Genomic DNA, 22,343 nt, shown 5'->3' with positions numbered 1-22,343 from the left:
CATTTGTTAAAAGGATAATTAACTCAATAATATTAAAATTAATTAATAAGTAAATTATTATTGCAAATAATAATAAAAAATATTACCGATAAAAACAGCACCACATGGCCGAGACCGTTTTTGAAGTGATTTTAGTTGGCGATTCGGGCAATATTGCGCGTTATAAGCCTGATCCGTTGATGGAATTGTTGAAGCAGCATTTGCCCGATGCTTATCCTTCGGCAGTTATATTTTTGGGCGATAATGTTTACCCACATGGTTTGCCCGAAAAAGGCGACCGGTTGCGTGCCGATGCGGAACTGGTGCTTCAAAAACACTATGAAGCGGTGAAAGGTTATACTGGAAAAGTGATTTTTATTTCCGGGAACCACGATTGGAACAAAGGCAAAGACGATGGTTTTGATTACGTGGTCCGGCAGGAAAAATATATCGAAAAGTTGTTTGGCGGCGAGAATGTTTACCTGCCTTCCAACGGCTGCCCGGGTCCGAAAGAAGTTCCGATCAATGATGATTTAACGATTGTCGCCATTAATACACAATGGTGGATACAGCGCGGTTTCCGGCCGATTGGTGCAAAAGATGGCTGTTCGGCCAGTTCTGAAGAAGAGTTTTACGCGTTGTTGCAGGATATTATCGACCGTAATATAAACAAAAAAATATTGGTGGTCGGCCATTATCCCATCTACAGTTACTCGTTGCATGGCGGCAAATTCAAGTTCAAACATCATCTTTTTCCGCTTACCATTTATCGTAAGAAAGCTTTTATGCCGATGCCGGTCATCGGTTCGTTGCTTCCTTTGTACCGAAAATATATTGGTGCGCCCGAAGATCTTTCCAACCTACGTTTCAGGGAACTGCGCAAGAATTTGAAAGCTATTTTTGGACGGCACCCAAACTTAATTTACGCTGCCGGGCACGAGCACAATTTGCAGCACATTTATAAAAACCAGGTAGATTATATCGTGAGCGGTGCGGCTTCCAAATCTACTTATGTGCGCAAAGGGAAGTATGGCAAGTTTGCTTTGGCGGCAAAAGGTTTTTTTAAGCTGAAGTTTTCTTCCGATCAAAAAACAGTGGCCGAAGCCTGGGTTGTGGACGAATTAAATGCTCAGGGAAAAATGGCTTACCAAGCCGAACTGCATTGAGAAGATCTGTCATCTTTCAGCTATCAACAATTAGCTATCGGCTATTAACTAATGGCAAACAAAATTATAGGCGATAAAAGAAGCATTTAAGAAACAGCCGGTAAAAGAAGCTTGAGCGCCAAAGGCTGGATGGTGATATCGATCTGTTTAATCTTGCCGATCACTTCGCCATCCACCTGCAACACCACGCCTTTTTTTTGGGTTATTTTTGCTGTACGGCAGCTGATCACTTCAAAATATTCGCTGGTTTGCAAATTGCCGCGGAACATTTTCCAGGCCAGCGAAAAGATTTTCAACAGCGGAAAGCGTTTTACAATGCACAATTCAAATTTGCCGTCGTCAATCGTTCCGGTTGGATTGATCACTGCGCCGGTTCCGTACTTGGAAGCATTGGCAAAAGTGATGGAAACGGCTTTGCGTTTGATCGGTTTGCCATCATAAATAATTAGAAAACGCTTGCTTTGTATCAGGAAAATTTCCCGCCATAAATGCCTGGCGTAAGTAGTTAGACCTCGCCTTGGGTCTTGTTCAAAGCGTTTTACAATCCGCGCATTTAAACCAACATCGGCCAAATGCACGCAGGTAAAACTGTTAATTTTAAGCAAATCAACCGGCTTGATTTTATAATCGGCCAAAATATCGTAAGCGGCCGCAATTTGGTTTGGAATGGATAGTTCGCGCGCCATACCGTTGGCCGAACCATAAGGCAAAACCATCACCGGCAAATCAAAATCAGGCGCAATTTTGGCCACGATGTTTAAAGTGCCATCGCCGCCGGCAGCAATCAAAAAACCAGGTTTAAAAGCTTCAATTTCCTGCCGGATGTGTTTTTCGCAGTCATCATTTCCCATCCGGTAAACCTTGAAACGGAAGTTGTACTGGTGGCTTTTTTCTTCCAGCAAACGGTCGAAATGTTCATCGGCCTTGGCGCCAGAATGCGCATTGTAAACCACTAAAAAAGCTGAACCTTCGGGCAGTTTCATAGCTGTTCTTTTACTTCCAACAGAAATTTTTTCAGGTTCTCCAACGATTGGATCACCTGCTGGCTTTCCTTCGCTTCGCTGCCGTTTTGTTTCAAATAATCGCGCGCGCCCTGCAGTGTAAAGCCGCGGTCGTTGATCAAATTGAAAATGATTTTCAAATTTTCCACATCTTCGGGCGTAAACAAGCGGTTCCCTTTTTTATTTTTTTTAGGCTGAAGGATGTCAAATTCCTTTTCATAAAAACGGATCATGGATTGGTTTACATTGAACATGGCCGAAACCTCGCCCATGGTGTAATACATTTTATTGATGTCTCTCTCTTTGTAAGGCATGGCGGTAAAGTTAATGGTTTGATGTTAACTTATGATGATGCTTCTTTTATCGGGTAAAAGTTGGTGAAGTTATTTGATCTTCGCCTTATCATGGCGAGCTTGTCAAACCATTTTTGTTTTGAAAACCGATGCTTCTTTTATCGGGTAAAAATTGGTGAAGTTGTTTTGGGTCTGCGCTTTGTGATGGTGAATTTTACAAACTATTTTTTTCTTGTCCGTTCTTTTTTCTTGATAAAAAAGAACCAACGAAATCAAGAATGCCGGATCGCCTCCGGGCGGCATTCCTCCCACCGCTCCTGGGCGGCTACCTGCAAACGGCCCTGACAGTTCAACAAAAACAAATACTTCTATTTTTAATCCCACCAAATTTATGCCGATAAAAGAAGCATTTAAAAATATCCTTTAAAAGCGCAAGATAACCACTGGAAATTCCAAAGCGGCAGGTCGTCGCCCAGGTGCGTAAAGGCCCGACAAAACGCCCGGAGGGATCGGGTTTGTCTTGAATTTTTGGTTCTTTTTGTTCAAGCAAAAAGAACGAAAGTAAGGGCTAAAAGCCCGCTTAAATAATTTTCTATTGAAAGAAGCATTTTTCTTTATCAACCAAAACAACATGCAACTTTTCTAAAACTTCCTCAAAACCCTATCTTTGCCGCACAATTTTTATACGATAAAAACAGCATCCGCAATGTTAACTGCTTCCCAAATACGCCAGCAATTTTTAGATTTTTTTGCATCCAAACAACACCAGATCGTTCCTTCTGCGCCCATTGTGGTGAAGAACGACCCGACGCTGATGTTTGCCAACGCCGGCATGAACCAGTTTAAAAGTATTTTTTTGGGCGAAGAAGCAGCCAAGTTTCCGCGTGTGGCCGATACACAACGTTGCCTGCGCGTTTCCGGCAAGCACAATGATTTGGAGGAAGTGGGCATTGATACCTATCACCACACGATGTTTGAGATGCTGGGCAACTGGAGTTTCGGCGATTATTTTAAAAAGGAAGCGATTGAATGGAGCTGGGAACTGCTGACCGAAGTTTACAAAATTGACAAAGACCGCCTGTATGTAACTTATTTTGAAGGCGACGAAAAAGAAGGCCTGGAAAAAGACCAGGAAGCCTACGATCTGTGGAAACAGTTTTTGCCCGCAAGCCACATTTTGCCCGGCAATAAAAAAGATAATTTTTGGGAAATGGGCGAAACCGGACCTTGCGGGCCTTGCTCGGAAATTCATTATGATAACCGGGAAGAAGGTGAAAGGCAAAAGGTAAAAGGTTCTGAACTGGTGAACGCTGATGACCCGCAGGTGATTGAGATTTGGAACAATGTGTTTATGCAGTTTAATAGAATTTGGGGAGGCAAAAATGGAGGCCAGGAAGAATTCAAATTAGATGCAGTTAAGTTTGGTGGAATAGATGAAAAAAAGTGGAAAGGAGAAAATTTGTGGCTATACACAACTTTAGTTCACCTGCCCAACAAACACGTGGATACCGGAATGGGTTTCGAGCGTTTGGTGCGTGTTTTACAAGGCAAAAGTTCTAATTACGATACGGATATTTTCCAGCCGCTGATCCAATTTATTGCGGAGAAAAGTGGGAAAGTTTATATTGGAAACGCGGTTCCAAATGGAGAAGGCTGGAATGATGCTGTTGCAATGCGCGTGATGGCCGATCATATCCGCGCCATTAGTTTTGCCATTGCTGACGGACAGCTTCCTTCCAACAACAAAGCCGGTTATGTTATCCGTCGGATTTTGAGAAGAGCCGTGCGTTACGCTTATCAATACCTCAATCTGAAAGAACCTTTTTTAAATACTTTGGTGCTTCTTTTAGCACAACAATTTCAGGATGTATTTCCAAATTTGAATGAGCAGAAAGATTTTGTGCAGAAAGTTGTTTTGGAGGAGGAGGTTTCGTTTTTAAGGACGTTGGGAAACGGAATAAGGAAATTTAAGGGTAGAATTATTGATATTAATCACATTCCGAGTTATTTAGCATCTGTTAACAAAAGTCTTCCAATTAATGCTAATACAGAACGATACGTAGATTTTATTGTAGAAAGATTCGATAATTCTTTTAAAAGTTTTAGTAATTGGGAGTTACTTCCATTACAAAATTTGTTGAATAAAGAAACAACAATTCAAGCCATTGATATTAAGGTAAATGATTTTGTAAAAAGACTTAGTGGTGATTTTGCTTTCGAGCTGCAAGATACTTATGGTTTTCCAATCGATCTAACTGAGTTAATGGCTCGTGAAGAAGGGCTTACTGTCGATAAAAAACGTTTTGAAAAGCTTCTTCAAGAACAAAAAAATCGTTCCCGTGCCGCAACTGCCATAGATACTGGCGATTGGATCGTATTAAAAGAAGACGATAACGTAGAATTTACCGGCTACGAAGAAACAGAAACCATTGCCCACATCATTAAATACCGTAAAGTTAAAGCCAAAGGAAAAGAACAATTTCAAATCGTGTTAGACAAAACGCCTTTTTATGCAGAAAGCGGCGGTCAGGTTGGTGATACCGGCGACCTGATTTTCCCGGATGGCGAGATTATCCCGGTAACGGACACCAAAAAAGAAAACGGCTTGATTGTGCATTTTGTAGATCAACTGCCGGAAGATATTTCGGATGTTTTAACCGCTTATGTTGATCCCGAAAGAAGGTTGAACATCGAAAATAACCATTCGGCTACGCACTTGCTTCATGCAGCTTTGAAAGAAGTTTTGGGAAGCCACGTCAATCAAAAAGGCTCACTGGTTAGTCCGGATTATTTGCGTTTTGATTTTTCGCATTTTGCAAAAGTAAGCGATGAGGAAATCAGCAGGATAGAAGCTGTGGTCAACCGAAAAATTCGGGAAAATGTAGGCGTTGTGATCCAAAGCATGTCATTTGCAGAAGCTTCTCAAACCGGCGCAATGGCTTTATTTGGAGAAAAATACGGCGATGTGGTTCGCGTGGTAACAATGGACGAAAAGTTTTCCATCGAGCTTTGCGGTGGAACACATGTGCAGGCAACCGGGCAAATTGGTTTCTTTAAAATCGTTTCCGAAAGTGCGGTTGCGGCAGGTGTGCGAAGAATTGAAGCAATCACCGGGATCAAATCTGAAGAACTGATCCATCAGCAAAACGAAGAAATCAAAGCTTTGAAAGAACTGTTAAAAAACCCGACTGATCTGAAAAAGAGTTTGGAGCAGGTTTTAGAAGAAAATGCTTCCCTTAAAAAAGAAGCAGAAAAAGCGGTTCTGGAACGGATCTCAAACCTGAAAAAAGAACTGGCTGCCAGGCATACTTCTTTTAGCGGCATAAATTTCATCTCCGAAGAAGTGGATTTGCCAAATGCAGAAGCTTTAAAAAGTCTGGCTTATCAAACCAAAGATATTTTGGCTGATCTGGTTTTGGTTTTGGGCGCAGTGATTGATGGCAAACCAAATTTAACGGTGATGATCTCGGAAAACTTAGTGAAAGAAAAAGGTTTGGATGCGCGCGCCATCATTAAAGAACTGGCGAAAGAAATCCAAGGCGGCGGCGGTGGCCAGCCTTTTTATGCAACGGCAGGCGGCAAAATTGCAGCGGGTTTAAAAGCGGCCATCGAAAAAGCAAAAGCGGTTATTCAAAAACAGGTGTAAATTTTAGGCATAAAAGAAGCATTGCCCAACACCAGCATGCTTCTTTTATGCCCTAAAAATCATTCTCCGGATCCTCAAATGCTGAATTCCATTATGCGTTCTTCAACTATATTTAATAGTTTTACAAGCTTTAACTAATCCCATACAAAAGTACATATACTCGTAAATGACGATCGAAACAGCCCAGTTGCAGGCAGGATATGAAGTAGTTATCGGACTGGAAGTTCACGCACAATTAGCCACGGCAAGTAAAGCTTTTTGCTCAGATTCGGCCGCTTTCGGTGCCAAGCCCAACCGGCACGTCAGCCCGGTTTCTTTAGGCCATCCCGGCACGTTGCCTTTCATCAACAAAAAACATATTGAGTTTGCGGTAAAATTAGGTTTGGCCACGCATTGCCAGATCAGGGAATATAACTTTTTCGACCGCAAAAATTATTTTTATGCCGATTTGCCGAAAGGCTACCAGATTACGCAGGATGCGGCCGCCATTTGTCATACTGGTTTTATCGGCATAAAAACAGCATCGGAACAAAAACAAATTCGCTTAAACAGAATCCATATGGAAGAAGATGCCGGCAAAAGTATCCACGATTTGGACGAGGCCAACACGCTGATTGATTTGAACCGCGCCGGTGTGCCGCTGCTCGAAATTGTAACCGAACCCGATTTACGAAGCGGCGAAGAAGCACATGCTTTTCTGTCGGAAATCCGCCGTCTGGTGCGCTTTCTCGGGATTTGCGATGGCAACATGGAAGAAGGAAGTTTGCGTTGCGATGCCAATATTTCGGTCCGTAAAAAAGGCGAAACCAAATATGGAACGCGCTGCGAAGTGAAAAACCTTAATTCCATCAAAAATGTGCAGAAAGCGATTGAGTTTGAAGCAGCACGGCAAATCGAATTGTTGGAACGCGGTGAAACCATCGAACAAAACACCTTGAATTTTGATGCCGATACCGGAACCACTTCGGTTTTGCGCAGCAAAGAAATGGCGAATGATTACCGTTATTTCCCGGAACCGGATTTGCAGCCCATCGTTTTAACGGAAGCTTATATTAAAGAAATCCGCAGAAACCTGCCTGCGTTACCCGAAGAACTGTACGAGAAATACACGCAACAATTAGGTTTAAACGATTACGAAGCTTCCGTTTTAACCGCCGACCACGAACTGGTGAACTATTTTGAGGAACTGATCAAAGAAACTTCCAACTACAAAGCCGCGGCGCATTGGATGATGGGCAGCATCAAATCGTACTTAAACACGCATACTGTTTTTATCGGCAGTTTTTTGGTGAAGCCGAAAACGATTGCCGAAGTGATCCAATTGGTTGATGAAGGCAAGATCAGTATTACGGTTGCCGCGCACCAGCTTTTCCAGGAATTGGTCCGTCATCCCGAAAAATCAGCAACAGAAACGGCTGCTGCTTTAAACCTGTTTATTGACCGGAACGAAGAAAAATTAGATTTGATCATAGACCAGGTTTTGCAATTGCACCCGCAAAAAGTATCCGAATATAAAAAAGGAAAAAAAGGGATTTTGGGCATGTTTATGGGCGAGGTAATGAAGCTATCCAAAGGAAAAATAGACCCAAAAACAGCAAACCGCGTTTTGGCAGAAAAATTAGAGAAATAATTTATGAGAAAAATAATAGTTCCGGTGCTTGCTGCAATAACTTTTTTTAGTGCTTGTTCCGATAAAAATACATTCAAAATTGAAGGGCAAATTGAGCATCCGGCACAGCAAAAAGTGTTTTTGCTGGAAGCGGATTCCACTAACGTTCGTGTAATTGATTCCGTTCAATTGAGCGAGCAGAACAAATTCGTTTTCAAAAAATCCACGCCTTTTGCCAACTTGTACAAAATCAAAAACGGCGACCAGGAGTTTGATTTGATCGCCGAAAACGGAAACGATATTGATTTTAAAACTGATCTGGCTGACCCAAACCATAATTATACGGTTACAGGTTCCGGAGATTCGGAAAAGATCAAAGCGTACAACCGCATCAGTAATATTTATACCGTTAAAAACACCAAGCTGGCCAATCAATATCAGGCCGAAGCAGGCGCAAAAGGCGTAAACCAGGATTCGGTTTTGAAAAAATACCTGCCCAGTTTTGAAAAGAACATGGCCGATCTTTCAAACGAAATCCTAAATTTTGTTGATAAAAATAAAAATTCGCTTGCCGGTTTTTATGCTGCCATGGCTTTGGACCAGATGAAATATGAAAAAGAACTGGTTGCTTACGCCGATGGTTTGGGCGATAAATTTAAAGGCAACCAGGCCGTGGAGCAGTTTAAAAAACACATGGCGTTGCTAAAACCGGTTTCCGTTGGCCACGTCGCGCCCGATTTTTCAATCCCCGGCATTGATGGCAAAACCATCAAACTTTCGGATTATAAAGGCAAATACGTAATGCTTGATTTTTGGGCTTCCTGGTGCGTTCCTTGTCGCAAAGAAAACCCGAACGTGGTAAAATTGTACCAGCAATATCACCCGAAAGGTTTAAATATTGTCGGCATTTCTCTGGATGAAAACAAAGATGCCTGGCAAAAAGCTGTCAACGACGACCACTTGACCTGGGCGCACGGCAGCGAACTGCAAAACTTTAACGGGCCGGTGGTGCAGCGTTACCAGGTGCAGGCCATTCCTTCTAATTTTATTTTGGACCCAAACGGAAACATTGTTGCCAAAAACATTACCGGTAATGATCTGGCTGCTTTTTTTGCCAAGACGTTTAAATAGCATCAACTGTTAAATCCGGCTTTCTTTACAATTACTTAATAAAAAATTAATGTCTGCAATCTTTTTTAGCCGTTACATTTACAGAAAATTAAGAAAATGAGTAATCCGAAACAGAAGATCCTGATTGTTGATGATGAGCCGGATATTTTGGAGCTGATCGAGTATAACCTCAACAAAGAAGGTTACCAGGTTTATGTTGCCCACAACGGACAGGAAGCCGTAGCCGAAGCCAAAAAATATTTGCCCGATTTGATTATTCTGGATGTGATGATGCCGAAAATGGATGGCATTGAAGCCTGCCGTATTATGCGCACCATGCCCGAATTTAAAAATACTTTCATGGTTTTTTTAACGGCCCGAAGCGAAGAATATTCAGAAATTGCTGGTTTTAATGTGGGCGCCGATGATTACATTGCCAAACCCATCAAGCCGCGCGCTTTGGTTAGCCGCATCAATGCCATCCTCCGCCGTAACCAACCTTCGGATGATACACCGGATAACAAGGTTGAAATTGGAGATCTGGTAATTGACCGCGAAGCATTTTTGGTTTTTCAGGGCGGAGAAAAAGTTGTGCTGGCGAAAAAAGAATTTGAACTGCTGTACCTGCTTGCCTCTAAACCTGGCAAAGTTTACACGCGCGAAGCCATTTTGAAAAATATTTGGGAAGATTCTGTGGTGGTAACCAACCGCACGATTGATGTACACATCCGAAAACTGCGCGAAAAGCTGGGCGAAAAATATGTTTCTACCGTAAAAGGAGTGGGCTACAAATTTGAGTTGCTGTAAAACGCCGTAAATCTGCGATATTTGCCGCAGATGAAAATTCCTAAATTCCAGGATCTGATCTTATTTGAAAACGCAGACCTGATCATTGTCAACAAACCTCCTTTTTTAAGTTCTTTGGATGAAAGGGAAGGCGGCGACATCAACATGCTTCGTTTAGCCAAGCAATATTGGCCGGACGCGCAGATTTGCCACCGCTTGGACAAAGAAACTTCGGGCGCATTAGTTTTTGCCAAAAACCCGGAAGCTTACCGCGCCGTTTCGATGCAGTTTGAAAAAAGGCAGGTAAAAAAAGTATATCACGCCATTATTGATGGTACGCACGTTTTTGAAAACCTGTTTATTGACTTGCCAATCCTTAATGTAGGCAAAGGCAACGTAACCATCAGCCGTCAGGAAGGCAAACGCGCCGAAACTTGGTTTAATTCCCTCAAATATTTTAAACATTATACGCTGGTAGAATGCAGGCCGATAACCGGAAGGATGCACCAAATCCGTATCCATTTGGCTACGCAACGCGCTTCTATTGCCGGTGATGAACTGTACAAAGGCAAGCCGGTTTTACTGTCTGATTTAAAACGCAACTACCGTTTGGGTAAAGACCAAGAAGAGCTGCCGATCATGAAACGCTTTGCTTTGCACGCTTTTGAAATCTCCTTAAAAATTAATGCGGAAGAAGAAATTACGGTAAATGCGCCTTATCCAAAAGATTTTGAAACACTGTTGAAACTGCTGGAAAAGTTCGATCAGTAACAAAATCCGATGCCGAAAAAATGCCGGTAAAAGAAGCATCCTTGTATTTCTAATGCTTTTATAATGACGCTTTTATGACTGCTTCTTAGCCTGACTGGAAAATATTTAGGCTCCTGGTTTCGTTTAAGTATTGTACTAAATAAAATACAAAATCTTAACAGAATGTCAAATAATGTTTACAATTAAAAACATTAAGGTAGTCGTTACGTTAAAGAAAATTAGGTACATTTGATCTTTTTACATTAAAATTTTTAGCCCTGCCCGTTAATTTTTTTAAGCTAACAATTTAAAATCCCAGGCATTTACATTATGAGACAACTCAAAATATCCCAGTCTATCACCAACCGCGAATCACAATCGCTGGATAAATATCTTACAGAAATTGGTAAAGTTGACTTGATCACCGCACAGGAAGAAGTTATCCTGACCCAGAAAATACGCGAAGGAGACCAAGCCGCTTTAGAACGTTTAACCAAAGCAAATTTAAGGTTTGTGGTTTCTGTAGCAAAACAATATCAAAACCAAGGTTTAACTTTAGGCGATTTAATCAACGAAGGAAATTTAGGTTTGATTAAAGCCGCCAAACGTTTTGACGAAACCAAAGGCTTTAAATTTATTTCTTACGCCGTTTGGTGGATCCGCCAGTCTATTTTGTCTGCCGTTGCAGAACAATCCCGTATCGTTCGTTTGCCTTTAAACCAGGTTGGTTCTTTAAGCAAAATCCGCAAAGCATACTCCCGTTTAGAGCAGGAGTTTGAGCGCGAACCAACACCGGAAGAACTGGCTGTTGATTTGGAAACCACCGAAGAACGCATTTCTGATTCGTTAAACAATTCCGGCCGCCACGTTTCGATGGATGCGCCGTTTATCCAGGGTGAGGAAAACACGCTGTTGGATGTGTTGCAGCACGGCGACCCGGCTACAGATTACAGCATGATCCAGGAATCGCTTTCGATGGAAGTGATGCGTTCCCTGTCTTCACTGCCAGAACGCGACCGTGAAGTGATTATCCTGTTCTTTGGTTTAGGTTCCGGGACGCCGCAATCTTTGGAAGAAATCGGCGAACGTTTTATGATTACCCGCGAACGTGTCCGCCAGTTGAAAGACAAAGCGTTGCAACGTTTGCGCCACACTTCCCGCAACAATGTTTTAGAATCTTATTTATAAACGATACTCTTTTTATCAACCTAAAATTATTATTACATGGCCGAACAGGAAAAAAAAGCAGGTTCAAAAATTGTTGGTATCAGCCTCATCTTATTAATACTGCTGGTTTTGGCGGTAATCGTAATGTGGGTAACCAAGTAAAGTTTTGAAATCTTGGAAAACGCCCGGACCATTTAAAATGGTTCGGGCGTTTTTTTTAATGCTTCTTTTATCACCTAAATTTATACCGGTAAAAGAAGCGTTGTTGGACAATGACTTGTAAAAAAAGCCATTATAAAATTATAAAAAACTGATTTTTTACGCATATATGTATATTTGAAACATGGAACATTTGATTGCGCCTTCTCTTTTGGCGGCTGATTTTGCCAACTTGCAACGCGATGTGGAAATGCTGAACCAAAGCGAGGCCGATTGGATTCATTTTGATGTAATGGACGGCGTTTTTGTGCCGAATATTTCTTTCGGTTTTCCGGTTTTAAAAGCCATTAAACCCATTGCAACCAAACCAATTGATGTGCATTTGATGATCGTAAACCCAGACCAATACATCGAACAATTTGCCAAAGACGGCGCAGCAAATATTACTGTCCATTTGGAAGCTTGCACGCATTTAAACCGAACCGTTCAACTCATTAAAAGCGCAGGTTGTACGGCCGGCGTAGCTTTAAACCCGCATTCGCCGGTTGCTTTGCTGGAAGATATAATTACCGATTTGGATTTGGTGTTGATCATGTCGGTAAACCCAGGTTTTGGCGGGCAGAAATTTATCCTCAATACTTACAAAAAATTATACGATTTAAAAGCGTTGGCCCGAAACCGAAATCCGGATTTGAAGATTGAAGTTGATGGCGGCATCAGCGAAGATAACTGCAAAGAATTATTGCAGGCCGGTGCAAACGTTTTGGTTGCCGGCAATTCGGTTTTTTCGTCCTACGATCCTTTGCTGGCTATCCAAAAATTAAAACATCCTTAAAAGAAGCATTCAATTGCTGATCGAATTAAAAACAAAAACGATGTTTAGTTAAATTATTTATAAATAACTAACTGTAAACAAAGTCAAAATTTATAAATTCGCCCACGCCGGTTATTACTTTTAATTCTTCTTTTCCGGCTTAATTTAATAAAAAACATGAAGCATAATTTTGGTGCAGGCCCGGGCATTTTGCCCCACGAAGTACTTAAACAAGCCGCCGAAGCGGTAATTGATTTTAACGGAATCGGTTTATCCATCTTAGAAATATCGCACCGCTCGCCAGAGTTTGAAGCGGTGATGAACGAAGCCGTAAGCTTAGTCAAAGAATTATTGAAAGTGCCGGAAGGTTATTCTGTAATATTTTTACAAGGAGGCGCAAGTTTGCAATTTTCAATGGTTCCTTACAATTTGTTGCCGCAAGGAAAAACCGCCGCGTATTTAGAAACGGGCGTTTGGGCCAACAAAGCGATAAAAGAAGCAAAAATCTTCGGAACGCCGGTTGTTGTTGCAACCGATAAAGAGAACAACTTTAAGCAAATCCCGAAAAATTATGAAATTCCTGCGGATGCGGCTTATTTCCACATTACTTCCAACAATACCATTTACGGCACGCAAATGCACCAGTTTCCAAAATCGCCGGTTCCGATGGTTGCCGATATGTCGTCTGATATTTTCAGCCGCGAAATTAACGTGGCCGATTTTGGTTTGATCTACGCAGGTGCACAAAAAAATATGGGCCCGGCAGGCGCAACGGTTGTGATCGTGAAAGATGAAATCCTGGGAAAAGCGGAACGTGCAATTCCTTCGATGCTGAATTACCAATTGCATATCGAAAACGGTTCGATGTACAACACACCTCCGGTTTTTGCCATCTATATTTCGATGTTGACTTTGCGTTGGATCAAAGCCAACGGAGGCGTAGCGGCAATTGCCAAAGCAAACGAAGCCAAAGCTAAAGCGTTATATAAAGAAATCGACAGAAACCCTTTGTTTAGAGGCGTTTGTGCCGTAGAAGACCGTTCCATTATGAACGTTTGTTTTGTGATGGAGAAACCGGAACTCGAAAAACCTTTTTTAAAGTTTGCCGAAGAACGAGGTCTTATTGGCATCAAAGGCCATCGAAGTGCGGGCGGTTTCCGTGCTTCTATTTACAATGCCCTGCCCATTGCCGGCGTTACTGCTTTGGTTGATGCCATGCAGGAATTTGCCGAAAAGAATAAATAACAAACAGAGGCTGTTTAAAATTTACTTGTTAAGGTATATATGCTTCTTTTATCGCCTAAAAATTGATGGGAATTGGGTTTTGATTTGATAGAGACACCAATTTTTATAGGGTAAAAGAAGTATTAAGATTTTTTCTTGTACGAATTTAAACAGGCCCATCATCCTTCAACACAATAATAAATGATCAGGATATTAGCAAACGACGGGATTGACCCGGCCGGAAAAGCACTTTTAGAAAGCGTAGGTTTTTACGTAGAAACCGAGCATATTCCGCAAGAACAACTAACCGAACAATTACAAAATTTTGATGCGATCACGGTAAGAAGCGCCACCAAAGTACGCCAAGCTTTGATTGATGCCTGCCCGAATTTAAAATTGGTTGGCCGTGGCGGCGTTGGCATGGACAATATTGATGTTGAATACGCCCGCGAAAAAGGTGTTGCCGTGGTGAACACGCCTGCATCTTCTTCGCTTTCTGTGGCCGAACTGGTTTTTGCACACCTGTTTACCGGCATCCGTTTTTTGGAGGACAGCAACCGAAAAATGCCAGCCGAAGGCAACACCAAATTTAACGAGCTAAAAAAAGCATACGCAAAAGGGATTGAGCTACGCGGAAAAACGATCGGTATTTTAGGTTTTGGCCGGATTGGCCGCGAAGTTGCAAAAATAGCGATAGGCTTGGGCATGAAAGTGCTGGCTTATGATTTGCACCCTTTTAACAACGAATTGGCAATCGAATTGGGCGACGGACAGTTGGTAAAAGTATCGGTAAAAGAAGCATCCAAAGATGAACTGATTGCACAAAGTGATTTCGTCAGTCTGCATGTGCCTTTCAGCCCGGAACCAGTTTTAGGTGCAGCCGAATTTGCCGCCATGAAAAAAGGTGCAGCCGTAGTCAATGCTTCGCGCGGCGGAACGATTGATGAAGATGCTTTGCTCGAAGCTTTAAACAGCGGAAAATTGGCTTTTGCCGGTTTGGATGTTTTTGATAACGAACCAACGCCCCGCACAGATCTTTTGACCCACCCTAAGATTTCGTTAACGCCACACATCGGCGCTTCTACCAATGAGGCACAGGAAAGGATTGGAGTGGAACTGGCTACTTTAATTATGCAGCATTTTAGTAAATAGTAAAGCTGGTTTAAAATCGCTTTGCATAAATTTTATATTGCCGTTGGCTTTAGTCAACAGTAGCTGTAAGTTTGAGGGCCGGCTTTAGCCGAACAATAAAATAGGTTTTTGGCTAAAGCCATTCGCTGCTTTTTATTCTATCCGTTGGCTAAAGCCATCGGCAATGAAATATATCAAATTGAAAAATGTGATACTTATTTTGCACTTATAAGCATTGTTTATGGTTTTATTAAAAATGAACTGTTTAAACTTATTCTTTTGTGCTTTACACCATGCTTCTTTTACCGCCTTAAAATTGGTGGATAATTTGTTTTGATTTGTTTAGGTTAATGCAGACACCAATTTTCATAGGGTAAAAGAAGCATCAGCCAAAAAAACAGGGGCCGGAAAAAAAGTTTAAACAAGTTCAATGTTAGAAACTTTAAAACCAATATTTTAGGTGATAAAAGAAGCATGGAAAATAAACCGAACAAAATTTAAACAGGTTTTAAATTGGAATTTTAGTTGAACAATCCAATAAGTTATGTTAAATGTAAGGGCGTTTATCAAATTGTATCAGGGAAATTTATATCGTAAAACACCTTTTGCCAGCGGTTATAAGCCTTCTTTTAACTTTGTTGCCGATATGAAAAAAACCGGTAAAATAACGTTGCTGGATAAAAAAGAATTTACTCCCGGAGAAGAAGGAGAAGTAGAAATTGCTTTTTTAGACAAAGATTATTTGGGCAATGATTTTGGCGACGGTAAAAAATTTACTTTCAGCGAAGGAACCCATATTTTAGGAGAGGGAAGGATTTTGAAAGTTATAAACTGATAAAGGAGCACATTCAAATCCTTGTCAATCAGAAATAATTAGGTTAAAAAGGCTTGCAAAAATATTCTTTTGCAAGCCTTTTTTTATCTGAAAATATTGAAAGCACCGGTAACGTAAAGCGAATCCGTTGGATGAAGGACGTCATCGTAAACATAATAATTAAAGCTGCCAACTGCTGTATTGGTTTTTTCATCTAATTTAGTAACCGCAAATTTATTACTTGCAGAAATGTTGAAGGACGTATAGGTTTTTTTGTTAACGATCACTTGTGAGCCATCAAAAACATAGATGTTATTGCCAACAGAATCTGAATGAAAAGTAACTGAATAAAGCGCACGGCCTGTTGTGCTTCCATTGTCTCCGGCAATCAGATAGTTTCTGAAATTTGGTAACGTGGTTCCACCTGTTACCACATTAAAAACTATCGTTCCAGGCTTCGTATTGGTAATATCGCTCTGGGTGTTGTTTATTTTCAGGTTGATCATGCTTTTGGCCGATACCGTAGCAGGCACATAAGTGGTGTACGTACTCAAAGGCTTTAAAATAGGCATTTCTTCTACGCACGATTGTAAAAAAATACTGCTTAAAAGAAGCATCGCAGGCGCAAAAAGTGCCTGACGAAAATTAAAAGGTTTTATCATAAACAAGTTTTTAGTAAATACAAAAAGTACTTACAACTCGTATGCAACGCCTTTTTTTGCGGCCGTTACCCGGTAACCGTCTTCGGCTAAAGTATCGGCCAATGCCTGCATACTGGTTGTTTCCCCGTGTACGAGAAAAACCTGTTTAAGTTTTGCCGAATTGATTTGTTTGACGGTATTTACTAAATCTTCATGGTCGCCGTGCGCACTAAACAAATCGGTTTGTTTGATGGTGGCATAAACAGCCAAATCGCGGTCTTTGATATGCACAATCGGGTCTCCGCGAAGCAAACGGAAACCTAATGTTCCTTTGGCGCAGTAACCGATAAACAGAATGGTGCAGTAATAATTTTGGATATTGTTGAAAAGGTGGTCTTGGATACGTCCGCCTTCCAGCATCCCGGCAGAAGAAATAATGATGCAAGGTTCAAAATAATTGGAAACCTGGCGGCTGTCTTTCAAATTTTCAACATAAACTAAATTGTCAAACTCAAACTCGTCGCCTGATTTCCGGTAAAATTCCTGCGATTCTTCGCTCAATAAATTATGGTGTTTCCTGAAAATCCCGGTCGAAGAATTGGCCATTGGACTATCCACAAAAACCTTAACCGGCGGCAACAAACCTTTCGAAAAAATTTTATTCAGCGAGAAAACCAAGGCTTGTGTACGGCCAATGCTAAAAGCCGGGATAATTAACCGACCTGATTCTTTTACACAACACTTTTCAATGGTTTCGGTCAGCACTTCTTCCACGGTTTTTCCTTTGGAATGGTTGCGGCCGCCGTAAGTGGATTCGGAAACCAAATAATCGGAAGGCGGAAGCGGTTGCGGGTCAGCTAAAGTCGGATAGTTTTTCCTTCCGATATCGCCTGTAAATGTGATTGTTTTTTCTTCGCCGTCATCGTTAATTTTTAAAACAGCCGCCGCGGCCCCAAGCAAATGCCCAACCGGAATAAAAGTAACTTCAACGTCATTGTTGATGCGGAAAGCTTTGTTAAAACCAACGGTTACAAAGCGGTCAACCGTATCAACCACATGTTTTTGCAGGTACAAAGGCTGAATCGTCCGGCTGCCGTCGCGCCTTTTATGGCCGCGGTGCTTTCTGCTTTTTTGCGATTTCTGCATAAAAATATTCACCGAATCCATCAGCAGCAATTCTGCTAATTCTGCAGTTGGCGGCGTGCATAAAATCTGTCCTGCAAAACCCATCCGTACTAAGGTTGGCAAATTGCCCGAATGGTCAATGTGGGCGTGGGTGAGGATAACCAAATCAATTTCGCCAGGGTTAAAAGGGAAATCTTCGTTCAGTTGTATATTGTGGTCGCGCTCGTAATCCAAGCCGCAATCAATCAAAATCTTGTAGTTATTTGCTGTGGTCAGCAGGTGCATGCTGCCTGTAACCTGTTCGGCAGCACCCCAAATTGTTAATTTCATTTATTCTCTTTCTGCGTATCAAAACGCTAATTTTTTATGGGTAAAAGAAGCATCCTGATTTTTCATCAGCTTAAACTTCAAATTGTAACCGGCTAAGATAACGATAAAGTCCGCCTTCGTTCATCACCAATTCGTCGTGAGTGCCGCTTTCCACCACTTTTCCTTTTTCCAAAACTATAATTTGGTCTGCTTCGCGGATAGTCGAAAGGCGATGCGCGATGATGATAGAAGTGCGGTTTTTCATCAGTTCTTCCAGCGCTTCCTGTACCAAACGTTCTGATTCTGAATCTAATGAAGAAGTGGCTTCATCCAAAATCAAAATTGCCGGGTTTTTAAGCAAAGCACGGGCAATGGCGATGCGCTGCCGTTGGCCGCCGGATAATTTAACGCCGCGCTCGCCCACCAAAGTATCATAACCTTCGGGAAAAGAAGTGATAAACTGGTGCGCGTTGGCGCGTTGTGCAGCCTGTAATATTTCTTCTTCCGTTGCATTCAACCTGCCGTAAGCAATATTTTCCCGGATCGTTCCGCCAAAAAGCAACACATCTTGCGGAACAATGGCAACCTGGTTTCGAATATCGGTCAGCGAATAGGAGGAAGCCGGTTTGCCATCAAACAAAATCTGTCCGTTTTGCGGATGGTAGAACTGCAAAATCAAACCGGCAATGGTTGATTTTCCCGCGCCGCTTGGCCCAACGATCGCAACTTTTTCGCCGGAACGTGCTTTGAACGATACTTCTTTTAGCACCATAATTTCGGTGCGCGAAGGATAAGCGAAAACAACATTTTCAAAATCCAGGTTTCCGGTGATTGGTTGAACTATTTTGTTATCTACTGCTTTGATGGAAATCGCTTCTCCCTGTTCGTCCAAAATTTCCAGCACACGTTCGCTTGCGCCAACTGCTTTTTGTAAGCCGGCATACAAATCAGGGAAACTGCCCATCGCCGCGCCAACAAAAATGGAATACAAAATAAAAGTGGTGAGGTTGCCGACAGTCATTTCGTGGTGGCTGACCAAAACCGATCCGTACCAAATCACGGCCACAATTGCACCAAACAAACAAAACACGATAAAAGAAGCAAACAAGCCACGGAATTTGGCACCACGAACCGCAATCCCGGCCACTTCGCGTATTTTTTTCTCGTACCGTCCGGCTTCAAATGCTTCGTTTACAAATGCTTTTACGTTAGAAATCCCCTGCAAAGTTTCTTCAACAATCGTATTTGATTCGGCTAATTTGTCCTGCGCTTCCCGCGAAATCTTGCGGATAAATTTCCCGAAGAAAAAAGCAACCACAATCAAAACCGGCAAAATCAGCAGTAAAGTCAGCGTGAGTTTGATGGAAAAGATCGCCAGTAAAATTACGCCGCCAATCATCAACACCAATTGCCGGATCATTTCGGCCAAAGTGGTGGTGATGGCATCCTGGATTTGGGAAAGATCAGCAGAAATCCGGCTGTTCAGTTCGCCAACACGGCGGTTGGAAAAGAAGTTCATCGGCAAAGTGATCAGCTTAAAATACGTATCGCGACGGATATCGGCCAGCGCATTTTCGGCAACCTGTACAAACCAAACCACACGGAAATACGAAACAAACGCCTGTAAAAGCAACACCGAAAAAGCCAGTAAACCAATGGCATTTACCGTTGGCGGCAAAAAAGCATAACGTTGTTTGCCTTGTGCCGCATCAATCAGCGCGCCCAAAAACGAAGGGAACGCCAGTCCGGTCAGGCTCGATAAAAAAAGAAAAACCATGGCAAACAAAAACTTGCCGCGGTAAGGTTTCAGGTAAACTATTAGTTTGGTTATTTTGCCGAGGCTTTCCCGGTTTAATTTAGCTTTTGGCAAATCCTGCTCGGGCGTGCTTCCGCTGTTCAATCTTCCTCTTGCCATTTATTTTTTTAATAAGATCTGTGCGTTTGTTTAAAATATACTTTTGAAAGTTTCCATGTTTCTTTTATCACCTAAAAATTGGTGTCTATACTTGGTTTTTAACTAGTTTAAGCCTGTGCAAAGACTAATTTTTATAGGGTAAAAGAAGCATTAACATTTTTTCTTGTATGAATTTAAACAGGCTCTGAAAAGCAGCGATTTTATCAAAATATTTTGGCTTTGCCAATTACTGAGCTTTAGTTGACTTAATCCTGATGAACAGAAAGAGCAAAACCAAAATCAGGACGAAAGCCAGGATGAGCAAATTCTTAAAATGCGCTACCTCTTTGTTGTTTTCCGCGGCCTCTGCCTGCAGTTTTTCCGTTTGGCTGCGGAGTTTATTAATGGTGTTCATAAAAGAAAGGTTGCGGTTTTCCGATTCCTGCGAACGGCCTAAAACTTCTGTTTGAACCGTTGTACGATAATCCAGCAAAATTTTTAGCTCCTTAAAAACAGCATTGTCGGTTTTTACAATATCCATCAAAATATCGTTGGAGCGGCGGATGTCTTTCTTGGTTTGCAGACCAAAAATTCCGGTGTGCATATCCAAACTCTCAAAATACTGGTTGAACCTTGCCGTGCGCTGCGTTAACAAACCGTTCACTTTTTTGCGTTGCATTTGGTAAGCCAAAGAATCTGTTTGCTGGGCAAATGTAGCGGCAGGCAAAAAAAGTACCGGTAAAAGAAGCATCAGCAAAATAAGCAGTTTTTTCATCGAGGTAAATTTAATGTCAGTTTATATGAGAATGTGCAAGAAGCTGAAAGCTGACGGCTGATTGCCGAAAGCTAACAGCTAATCCAAAAATTCAATCCGAACAATATCGCCCACATTCAACCCAAGCAAACCGCTGGCGTTCCCTTTGTTGATCGCAATTTCCAAATGGTCGCTGATGCCGAACAAACACAATTTCTCGCCTTCCGGCACCTCGTTGTAATGCCAGCTCAGCTTGTTTATGGATTCGTTCCGCTTAAAATAAAGCACAAACTGCCTTCCGTTTTGCACTTCGTCAAACAAATCTTTGGTGATGTTGGTGATGACGTTTTGAAAAGAATCAATATAAATCACGCTTCCTTTAATCAGGTTTTTATCCACTACGGGCTGTAAGGTCATCTTTTTTTCTAAGCGGATGATCGGAATACCAATATCGGCCAGTTTTCCTTTTTTGGCGAGATGACAGGCAGCTTTCACAAAAATATCGGCAATCGGAAAATGGAGAAACTTTAAATCCTGCAAAATGTTGATCTCTACAATTTCATCCGGAATGCGGTCAAAGATCAAAGAAAAGATGCCGTTATCGGCGCCAACAAAATAATGGTTTTGGTACCGGATGGCGAGGTAACGGTTTTCTTCGCTAAAAACAGTATCAATACCGATCAAATGAACCGTTTCTTCAGGAAAATAATGATAACTGTTTTTAAGGATGAATGCAGCCTGAGGAACATTAAATACTGAAACAGAATGCGTTATATCAACCAGGCTAACATTTGGCAACAACTTTAAAATACTACCTTTGAGGGCAGCCTGATAGATGTCCCTATCGCCCAAATCTGTAGTTAAAGTTATAATTGCCATTAAAATCCTAATATTTATTACTAATCTTGTAGATAGCTTTAAACCGCTGCAAATATTAAATTTTTTAAGGATAAAAAATGACAACTAAAAATTCTTAAGCTTGAACGAATTAAATTTAACGATTGATACCATTAACCCTGCGGTGTTGTGGGGTTCTAACAATGATCATTTTGAGCTTTTAAAAAAACAGTACCCGAAACTGAAAATCGTAGCCCGTGGCAGCGAAGTAAAAGTACTGGGCGACGAAAATGAAATCAAAAACTTTGAAGACAAACTAAACCAACTGGTTGCACATGTAGAAAAATTTCAAAACCTCAACCTCAACGATATTGAACGGATTGCAGGCACAAAAGGTTCGGTTCCGGTAGCTGCGGCAGAAACAAACGGACAAGAAAAGCCGGGGACAGGCGAAGTGATTGTTTTCGGCACCAACGGGATTATGGTTAAAGCCCGCACGCCAAACCAGCAACGCATGGTTAACAGCATTACCAAAAACGATATTTTGTTCGCCATTGGCCCGGCCGGAACGGGAAAAACTTATACTGCAGTAGCGCTGGCGGTTAGGGCGTTGAAAAACAAAGAGATCAAACGGATTATTTTAACAAGGCCGGCAGTTGAGGCAGGAGAGAACCTGGGCTTTTTGCCTGGCGATTTGAAAGAAAAGATTGACCCGTATTTACGCCCTTTGTACGATGCTTTGGACGACATGATCCCAGCTGAACGTTTAAAAGCTTATTTAGAAAACCGGACGATAGAAATTGCACCTTTGGCTTTTATGCGCGGCCGTACGCTGGATAATTGTTTTGTGATTTTGGATGAAGCCCAAAACACGACGGACATGCAGTTGAAAATGTTTTTAACGCGGATGGGCCCAACGGCAAAATTTATTGTTACCGGCGATGTTACCCAGATAGATTTACCGAGAAAGCAGCAGTCCGGTTTGCACATGGCTTTGCGTATTTTGCCGGATATAAAAGGTATCGACATTATTTATTTGACCGGCGATGACGTGGTGCGGCACAAACTGGTAAAACGAATTTTGGAAGCTTACGGAGATATTCAATAAGAGGTAGCAAGTATTGAGTATCAGGT

Annotated in this window: 20 protein-coding genes; 12 read left to right on the top strand and 8 right to left on the bottom strand. The window is 41.8% G+C overall.

What is annotated here, in order from left to right; genetic code table 11:
- Nucleotides 1-104: 104 nt before the first annotated feature.
- Nucleotides 105-1,145, top strand: a complete 1,041-nt coding sequence (locus V5804_RS05435) for a metallophosphoesterase (RefSeq protein WP_369590364.1) — start codon at nucleotides 105-107, stop codon at nucleotides 1,143-1,145.
- Nucleotides 1,146-1,231: 86 nt separating this feature from the next.
- Here V5804_RS05435 and V5804_RS05430 read toward each other — a convergent pair whose 3' ends face one another.
- The 3 genes from V5804_RS05430 to V5804_RS05420 all read right to left on the bottom strand — a co-directional run bounded on the left by V5804_RS05430 (nucleotide 1,232) and on the right by V5804_RS05420 (nucleotide 2,823).
- The gene (locus tag V5804_RS05430) at nucleotides 1,232-2,128 is read right to left on the bottom strand and encodes a diacylglycerol kinase family protein (RefSeq protein ID WP_369590363.1); all 897 of its coding nucleotides are present in this window, start codon (nucleotides 2,126-2,128) and stop codon (nucleotides 1,232-1,234) included.
- The gene (locus V5804_RS05425) at nucleotides 2,125-2,460 is read right to left on the bottom strand and encodes a MerR family transcriptional regulator (RefSeq protein WP_369590362.1); all 336 of its coding nucleotides are present in this window, start codon (nucleotides 2,458-2,460) and stop codon (nucleotides 2,125-2,127) included. The genes V5804_RS05430 and V5804_RS05425 overlap by 4 nt, the downstream gene beginning before the upstream one ends.
- A gap of 102 nt (nucleotides 2,461-2,562) precedes the next feature.
- Nucleotides 2,563-2,823 (bottom strand): hypothetical protein, encoded by a 261-nt coding sequence (locus tag V5804_RS05420; RefSeq protein WP_369590361.1) that lies wholly within the window; start codon nucleotides 2,821-2,823, stop codon nucleotides 2,563-2,565.
- A 322-nt stretch (nucleotides 2,824-3,145) separates the two neighbouring features.
- Between V5804_RS05420 and alaS the strand changes: the two genes are divergently transcribed.
- The 10 genes from alaS to V5804_RS05370 all read left to right on the top strand — a co-directional run bounded on the left by alaS (nucleotide 3,146) and on the right by V5804_RS05370 (nucleotide 15,670).
- On the top strand, nucleotides 3,146-6,085 hold the full coding sequence (gene alaS, locus V5804_RS05415; RefSeq protein WP_369590360.1) for an alanine--tRNA ligase: 2,940 nt from the start codon (nucleotides 3,146-3,148) through the stop codon (nucleotides 6,083-6,085).
- Nucleotides 6,086-6,251: 166 nt separating this feature from the next.
- Nucleotides 6,252-7,715, top strand: coding sequence for an Asp-tRNA(Asn)/Glu-tRNA(Gln) amidotransferase subunit GatB (gatB, locus tag V5804_RS05410; RefSeq protein WP_369590359.1), 1,464 nt, complete (start codon nucleotides 6,252-6,254; stop codon nucleotides 7,713-7,715).
- 3 nt (nucleotides 7,716-7,718) lie between these two features.
- Entirely contained in the window at nucleotides 7,719-8,825 is a 1,107-nt protein-coding gene (locus V5804_RS05405; protein ID WP_369590358.1) for a redoxin domain-containing protein, read from the top strand.
- 96 nt (nucleotides 8,826-8,921) lie between these two features.
- Nucleotides 8,922-9,611: a response regulator transcription factor gene (locus tag V5804_RS05400; protein WP_369590357.1), complete on the top strand. Its 690-nt coding sequence runs from the start codon at nucleotides 8,922-8,924 to the stop codon at nucleotides 9,609-9,611.
- Nucleotides 9,612-9,641: 30 nt separating this feature from the next.
- Nucleotides 9,642-10,361 carry an RluA family pseudouridine synthase gene (locus tag V5804_RS05395; protein ID WP_369590356.1) on the top strand — a complete coding sequence of 240 codons (720 nt, stop codon included), beginning with the start codon at nucleotides 9,642-9,644 and terminating at the stop codon, nucleotides 10,359-10,361.
- 309 nt (nucleotides 10,362-10,670) lie between these two features.
- Nucleotides 10,671-11,528 (top strand): RNA polymerase sigma factor RpoD/SigA, encoded by an 858-nt coding sequence (locus tag V5804_RS05390; protein ID WP_299285286.1) that lies wholly within the window; start codon nucleotides 10,671-10,673, stop codon nucleotides 11,526-11,528.
- A 322-nt stretch (nucleotides 11,529-11,850) separates the two neighbouring features.
- Nucleotides 11,851-12,501, top strand: a complete 651-nt coding sequence (gene rpe / locus V5804_RS05385; protein ID WP_369590355.1) for a ribulose-phosphate 3-epimerase — start codon at nucleotides 11,851-11,853, stop codon at nucleotides 12,499-12,501.
- Between the two features lie 156 nt (nucleotides 12,502-12,657).
- Entirely contained in the window at nucleotides 12,658-13,725 is a 1,068-nt protein-coding gene (serC, locus tag V5804_RS05380) for a 3-phosphoserine/phosphohydroxythreonine transaminase (protein WP_369590354.1), read from the top strand.
- A 180-nt stretch (nucleotides 13,726-13,905) separates the two neighbouring features.
- Nucleotides 13,906-14,856: a D-2-hydroxyacid dehydrogenase gene (locus V5804_RS05375; protein WP_369590353.1), complete on the top strand. Its 951-nt coding sequence runs from the start codon at nucleotides 13,906-13,908 to the stop codon at nucleotides 14,854-14,856.
- Between the two features lie 523 nt (nucleotides 14,857-15,379).
- Complete coding sequence (locus V5804_RS05370; protein WP_369590352.1) at nucleotides 15,380-15,670, top strand: hypothetical protein; 291 nt, start codon at nucleotides 15,380-15,382, stop codon at nucleotides 15,668-15,670.
- Between the two features lie 83 nt (nucleotides 15,671-15,753).
- On the opposite strand, the gene V5804_RS05365 is transcribed toward V5804_RS05370, so the two are convergent.
- From V5804_RS05365 to V5804_RS05345, 5 genes are all read right to left on the bottom strand, one after another.
- Complete coding sequence (locus V5804_RS05365; RefSeq protein ID WP_369590351.1) at nucleotides 15,754-16,311, bottom strand: hypothetical protein; 558 nt, start codon at nucleotides 16,309-16,311, stop codon at nucleotides 15,754-15,756.
- Nucleotides 16,312-16,341: 30 nt separating this feature from the next.
- Nucleotides 16,342-17,745, bottom strand: coding sequence for an MBL fold metallo-hydrolase RNA specificity domain-containing protein (locus tag V5804_RS05360; RefSeq protein ID WP_369590350.1), 1,404 nt, complete (start codon nucleotides 17,743-17,745; stop codon nucleotides 16,342-16,344).
- 70 nt (nucleotides 17,746-17,815) lie between these two features.
- Entirely contained in the window at nucleotides 17,816-19,639 is a 1,824-nt protein-coding gene (locus V5804_RS05355; protein WP_369590349.1) for an ABC transporter ATP-binding protein, read from the bottom strand.
- A 226-nt stretch (nucleotides 19,640-19,865) separates the two neighbouring features.
- Nucleotides 19,866-20,393 (bottom strand): hypothetical protein, encoded by a 528-nt coding sequence (locus V5804_RS05350; protein WP_369590348.1) that lies wholly within the window; start codon nucleotides 20,391-20,393, stop codon nucleotides 19,866-19,868.
- A gap of 78 nt (nucleotides 20,394-20,471) precedes the next feature.
- On the bottom strand, nucleotides 20,472-21,251 hold the full coding sequence (locus V5804_RS05345) for an S-adenosyl-l-methionine hydroxide adenosyltransferase family protein (RefSeq protein ID WP_369590347.1): 780 nt from the start codon (nucleotides 21,249-21,251) through the stop codon (nucleotides 20,472-20,474).
- Between the two features lie 100 nt (nucleotides 21,252-21,351).
- Between V5804_RS05345 and V5804_RS05340 the strand changes: the two genes are divergently transcribed.
- A complete protein-coding gene (locus V5804_RS05340; RefSeq protein ID WP_369590346.1) occupies nucleotides 21,352-22,317 on the top strand; it encodes a PhoH family protein in 966 nt (321 codons plus the stop codon).
- Nucleotides 22,318-22,343 lie beyond the last annotated feature (26 nt).

The sequence above is a fragment of the Mucilaginibacter sp. genome (genome assembly GCF_041088075.1).
GTDB lineage: Bacteria > Bacteroidota > Bacteroidia > Sphingobacteriales > Sphingobacteriaceae > Mucilaginibacter_A.
The sequence above is the reverse complement of the archived record's forward strand: the minus strand, read 5'-3'. Positions and strand labels throughout refer to the sequence as shown.

Bases quoted from the DNA above. Each gene is read 5' to 3' on its own strand.
- V5804_RS05405 (WP_369590358.1), top strand. From the start codon at position 7,719: ATGAGAAAAATAATAGTTCCGGTGCTTGCTGCAATAACTTTTTTTAGT.
- serC (WP_369590354.1), top strand. From the start codon at position 12,658: ATGAAGCATAATTTTGGTGCAGGCCCGGGCATTTTGCCCCACGAAGTA.
- V5804_RS05365 (WP_369590351.1), bottom strand. From the start codon at position 16,311: ATGATAAAACCTTTTAATTTTCGTCAGGCACTTTTTGCGCCTGCGATG.
- V5804_RS05430 (WP_369590363.1), bottom strand. From the start codon at position 2,128: ATGAAACTGCCCGAAGGTTCAGCTTTTTTAGTGGTTTACAATGCGCAT.
- V5804_RS05400 (WP_369590357.1), top strand. From the start codon at position 8,922: ATGAGTAATCCGAAACAGAAGATCCTGATTGTTGATGATGAGCCGGAT.
- V5804_RS05425 (WP_369590362.1), bottom strand. From the start codon at position 2,460: ATGCCTTACAAAGAGAGAGACATCAATAAAATGTATTACACCATGGGC.
- V5804_RS05375 (WP_369590353.1), top strand. From the start codon at position 13,906: ATGATCAGGATATTAGCAAACGACGGGATTGACCCGGCCGGAAAAGCA.
- V5804_RS05395 (WP_369590356.1), top strand. From the start codon at position 9,642: ATGAAAATTCCTAAATTCCAGGATCTGATCTTATTTGAAAACGCAGAC.
- V5804_RS05355 (WP_369590349.1), bottom strand. From the start codon at position 19,639: ATGGCAAGAGGAAGATTGAACAGCGGAAGCACGCCCGAGCAGGATTTG.
- V5804_RS05390 (WP_299285286.1), top strand. From the start codon at position 10,671: ATGAGACAACTCAAAATATCCCAGTCTATCACCAACCGCGAATCACAA.
- alaS (WP_369590360.1), top strand. From the start codon at position 3,146: ATGTTAACTGCTTCCCAAATACGCCAGCAATTTTTAGATTTTTTTGCA.
- V5804_RS05350 (WP_369590348.1), bottom strand. From the start codon at position 20,393: ATGAAAAAACTGCTTATTTTGCTGATGCTTCTTTTACCGGTACTTTTT.
- rpe (WP_369590355.1), top strand. From the start codon at position 11,851: ATGGAACATTTGATTGCGCCTTCTCTTTTGGCGGCTGATTTTGCCAAC.
- gatB (WP_369590359.1), top strand. From the start codon at position 6,252: ATGACGATCGAAACAGCCCAGTTGCAGGCAGGATATGAAGTAGTTATC.
- V5804_RS05370 (WP_369590352.1), top strand. From the start codon at position 15,380: ATGTTAAATGTAAGGGCGTTTATCAAATTGTATCAGGGAAATTTATAT.
- V5804_RS05345 (WP_369590347.1), bottom strand. From the start codon at position 21,251: ATGGCAATTATAACTTTAACTACAGATTTGGGCGATAGGGACATCTAT.
- V5804_RS05360 (WP_369590350.1), bottom strand. From the start codon at position 17,745: ATGAAATTAACAATTTGGGGTGCTGCCGAACAGGTTACAGGCAGCATG.
- V5804_RS05435 (WP_369590364.1), top strand. From the start codon at position 105: ATGGCCGAGACCGTTTTTGAAGTGATTTTAGTTGGCGATTCGGGCAAT.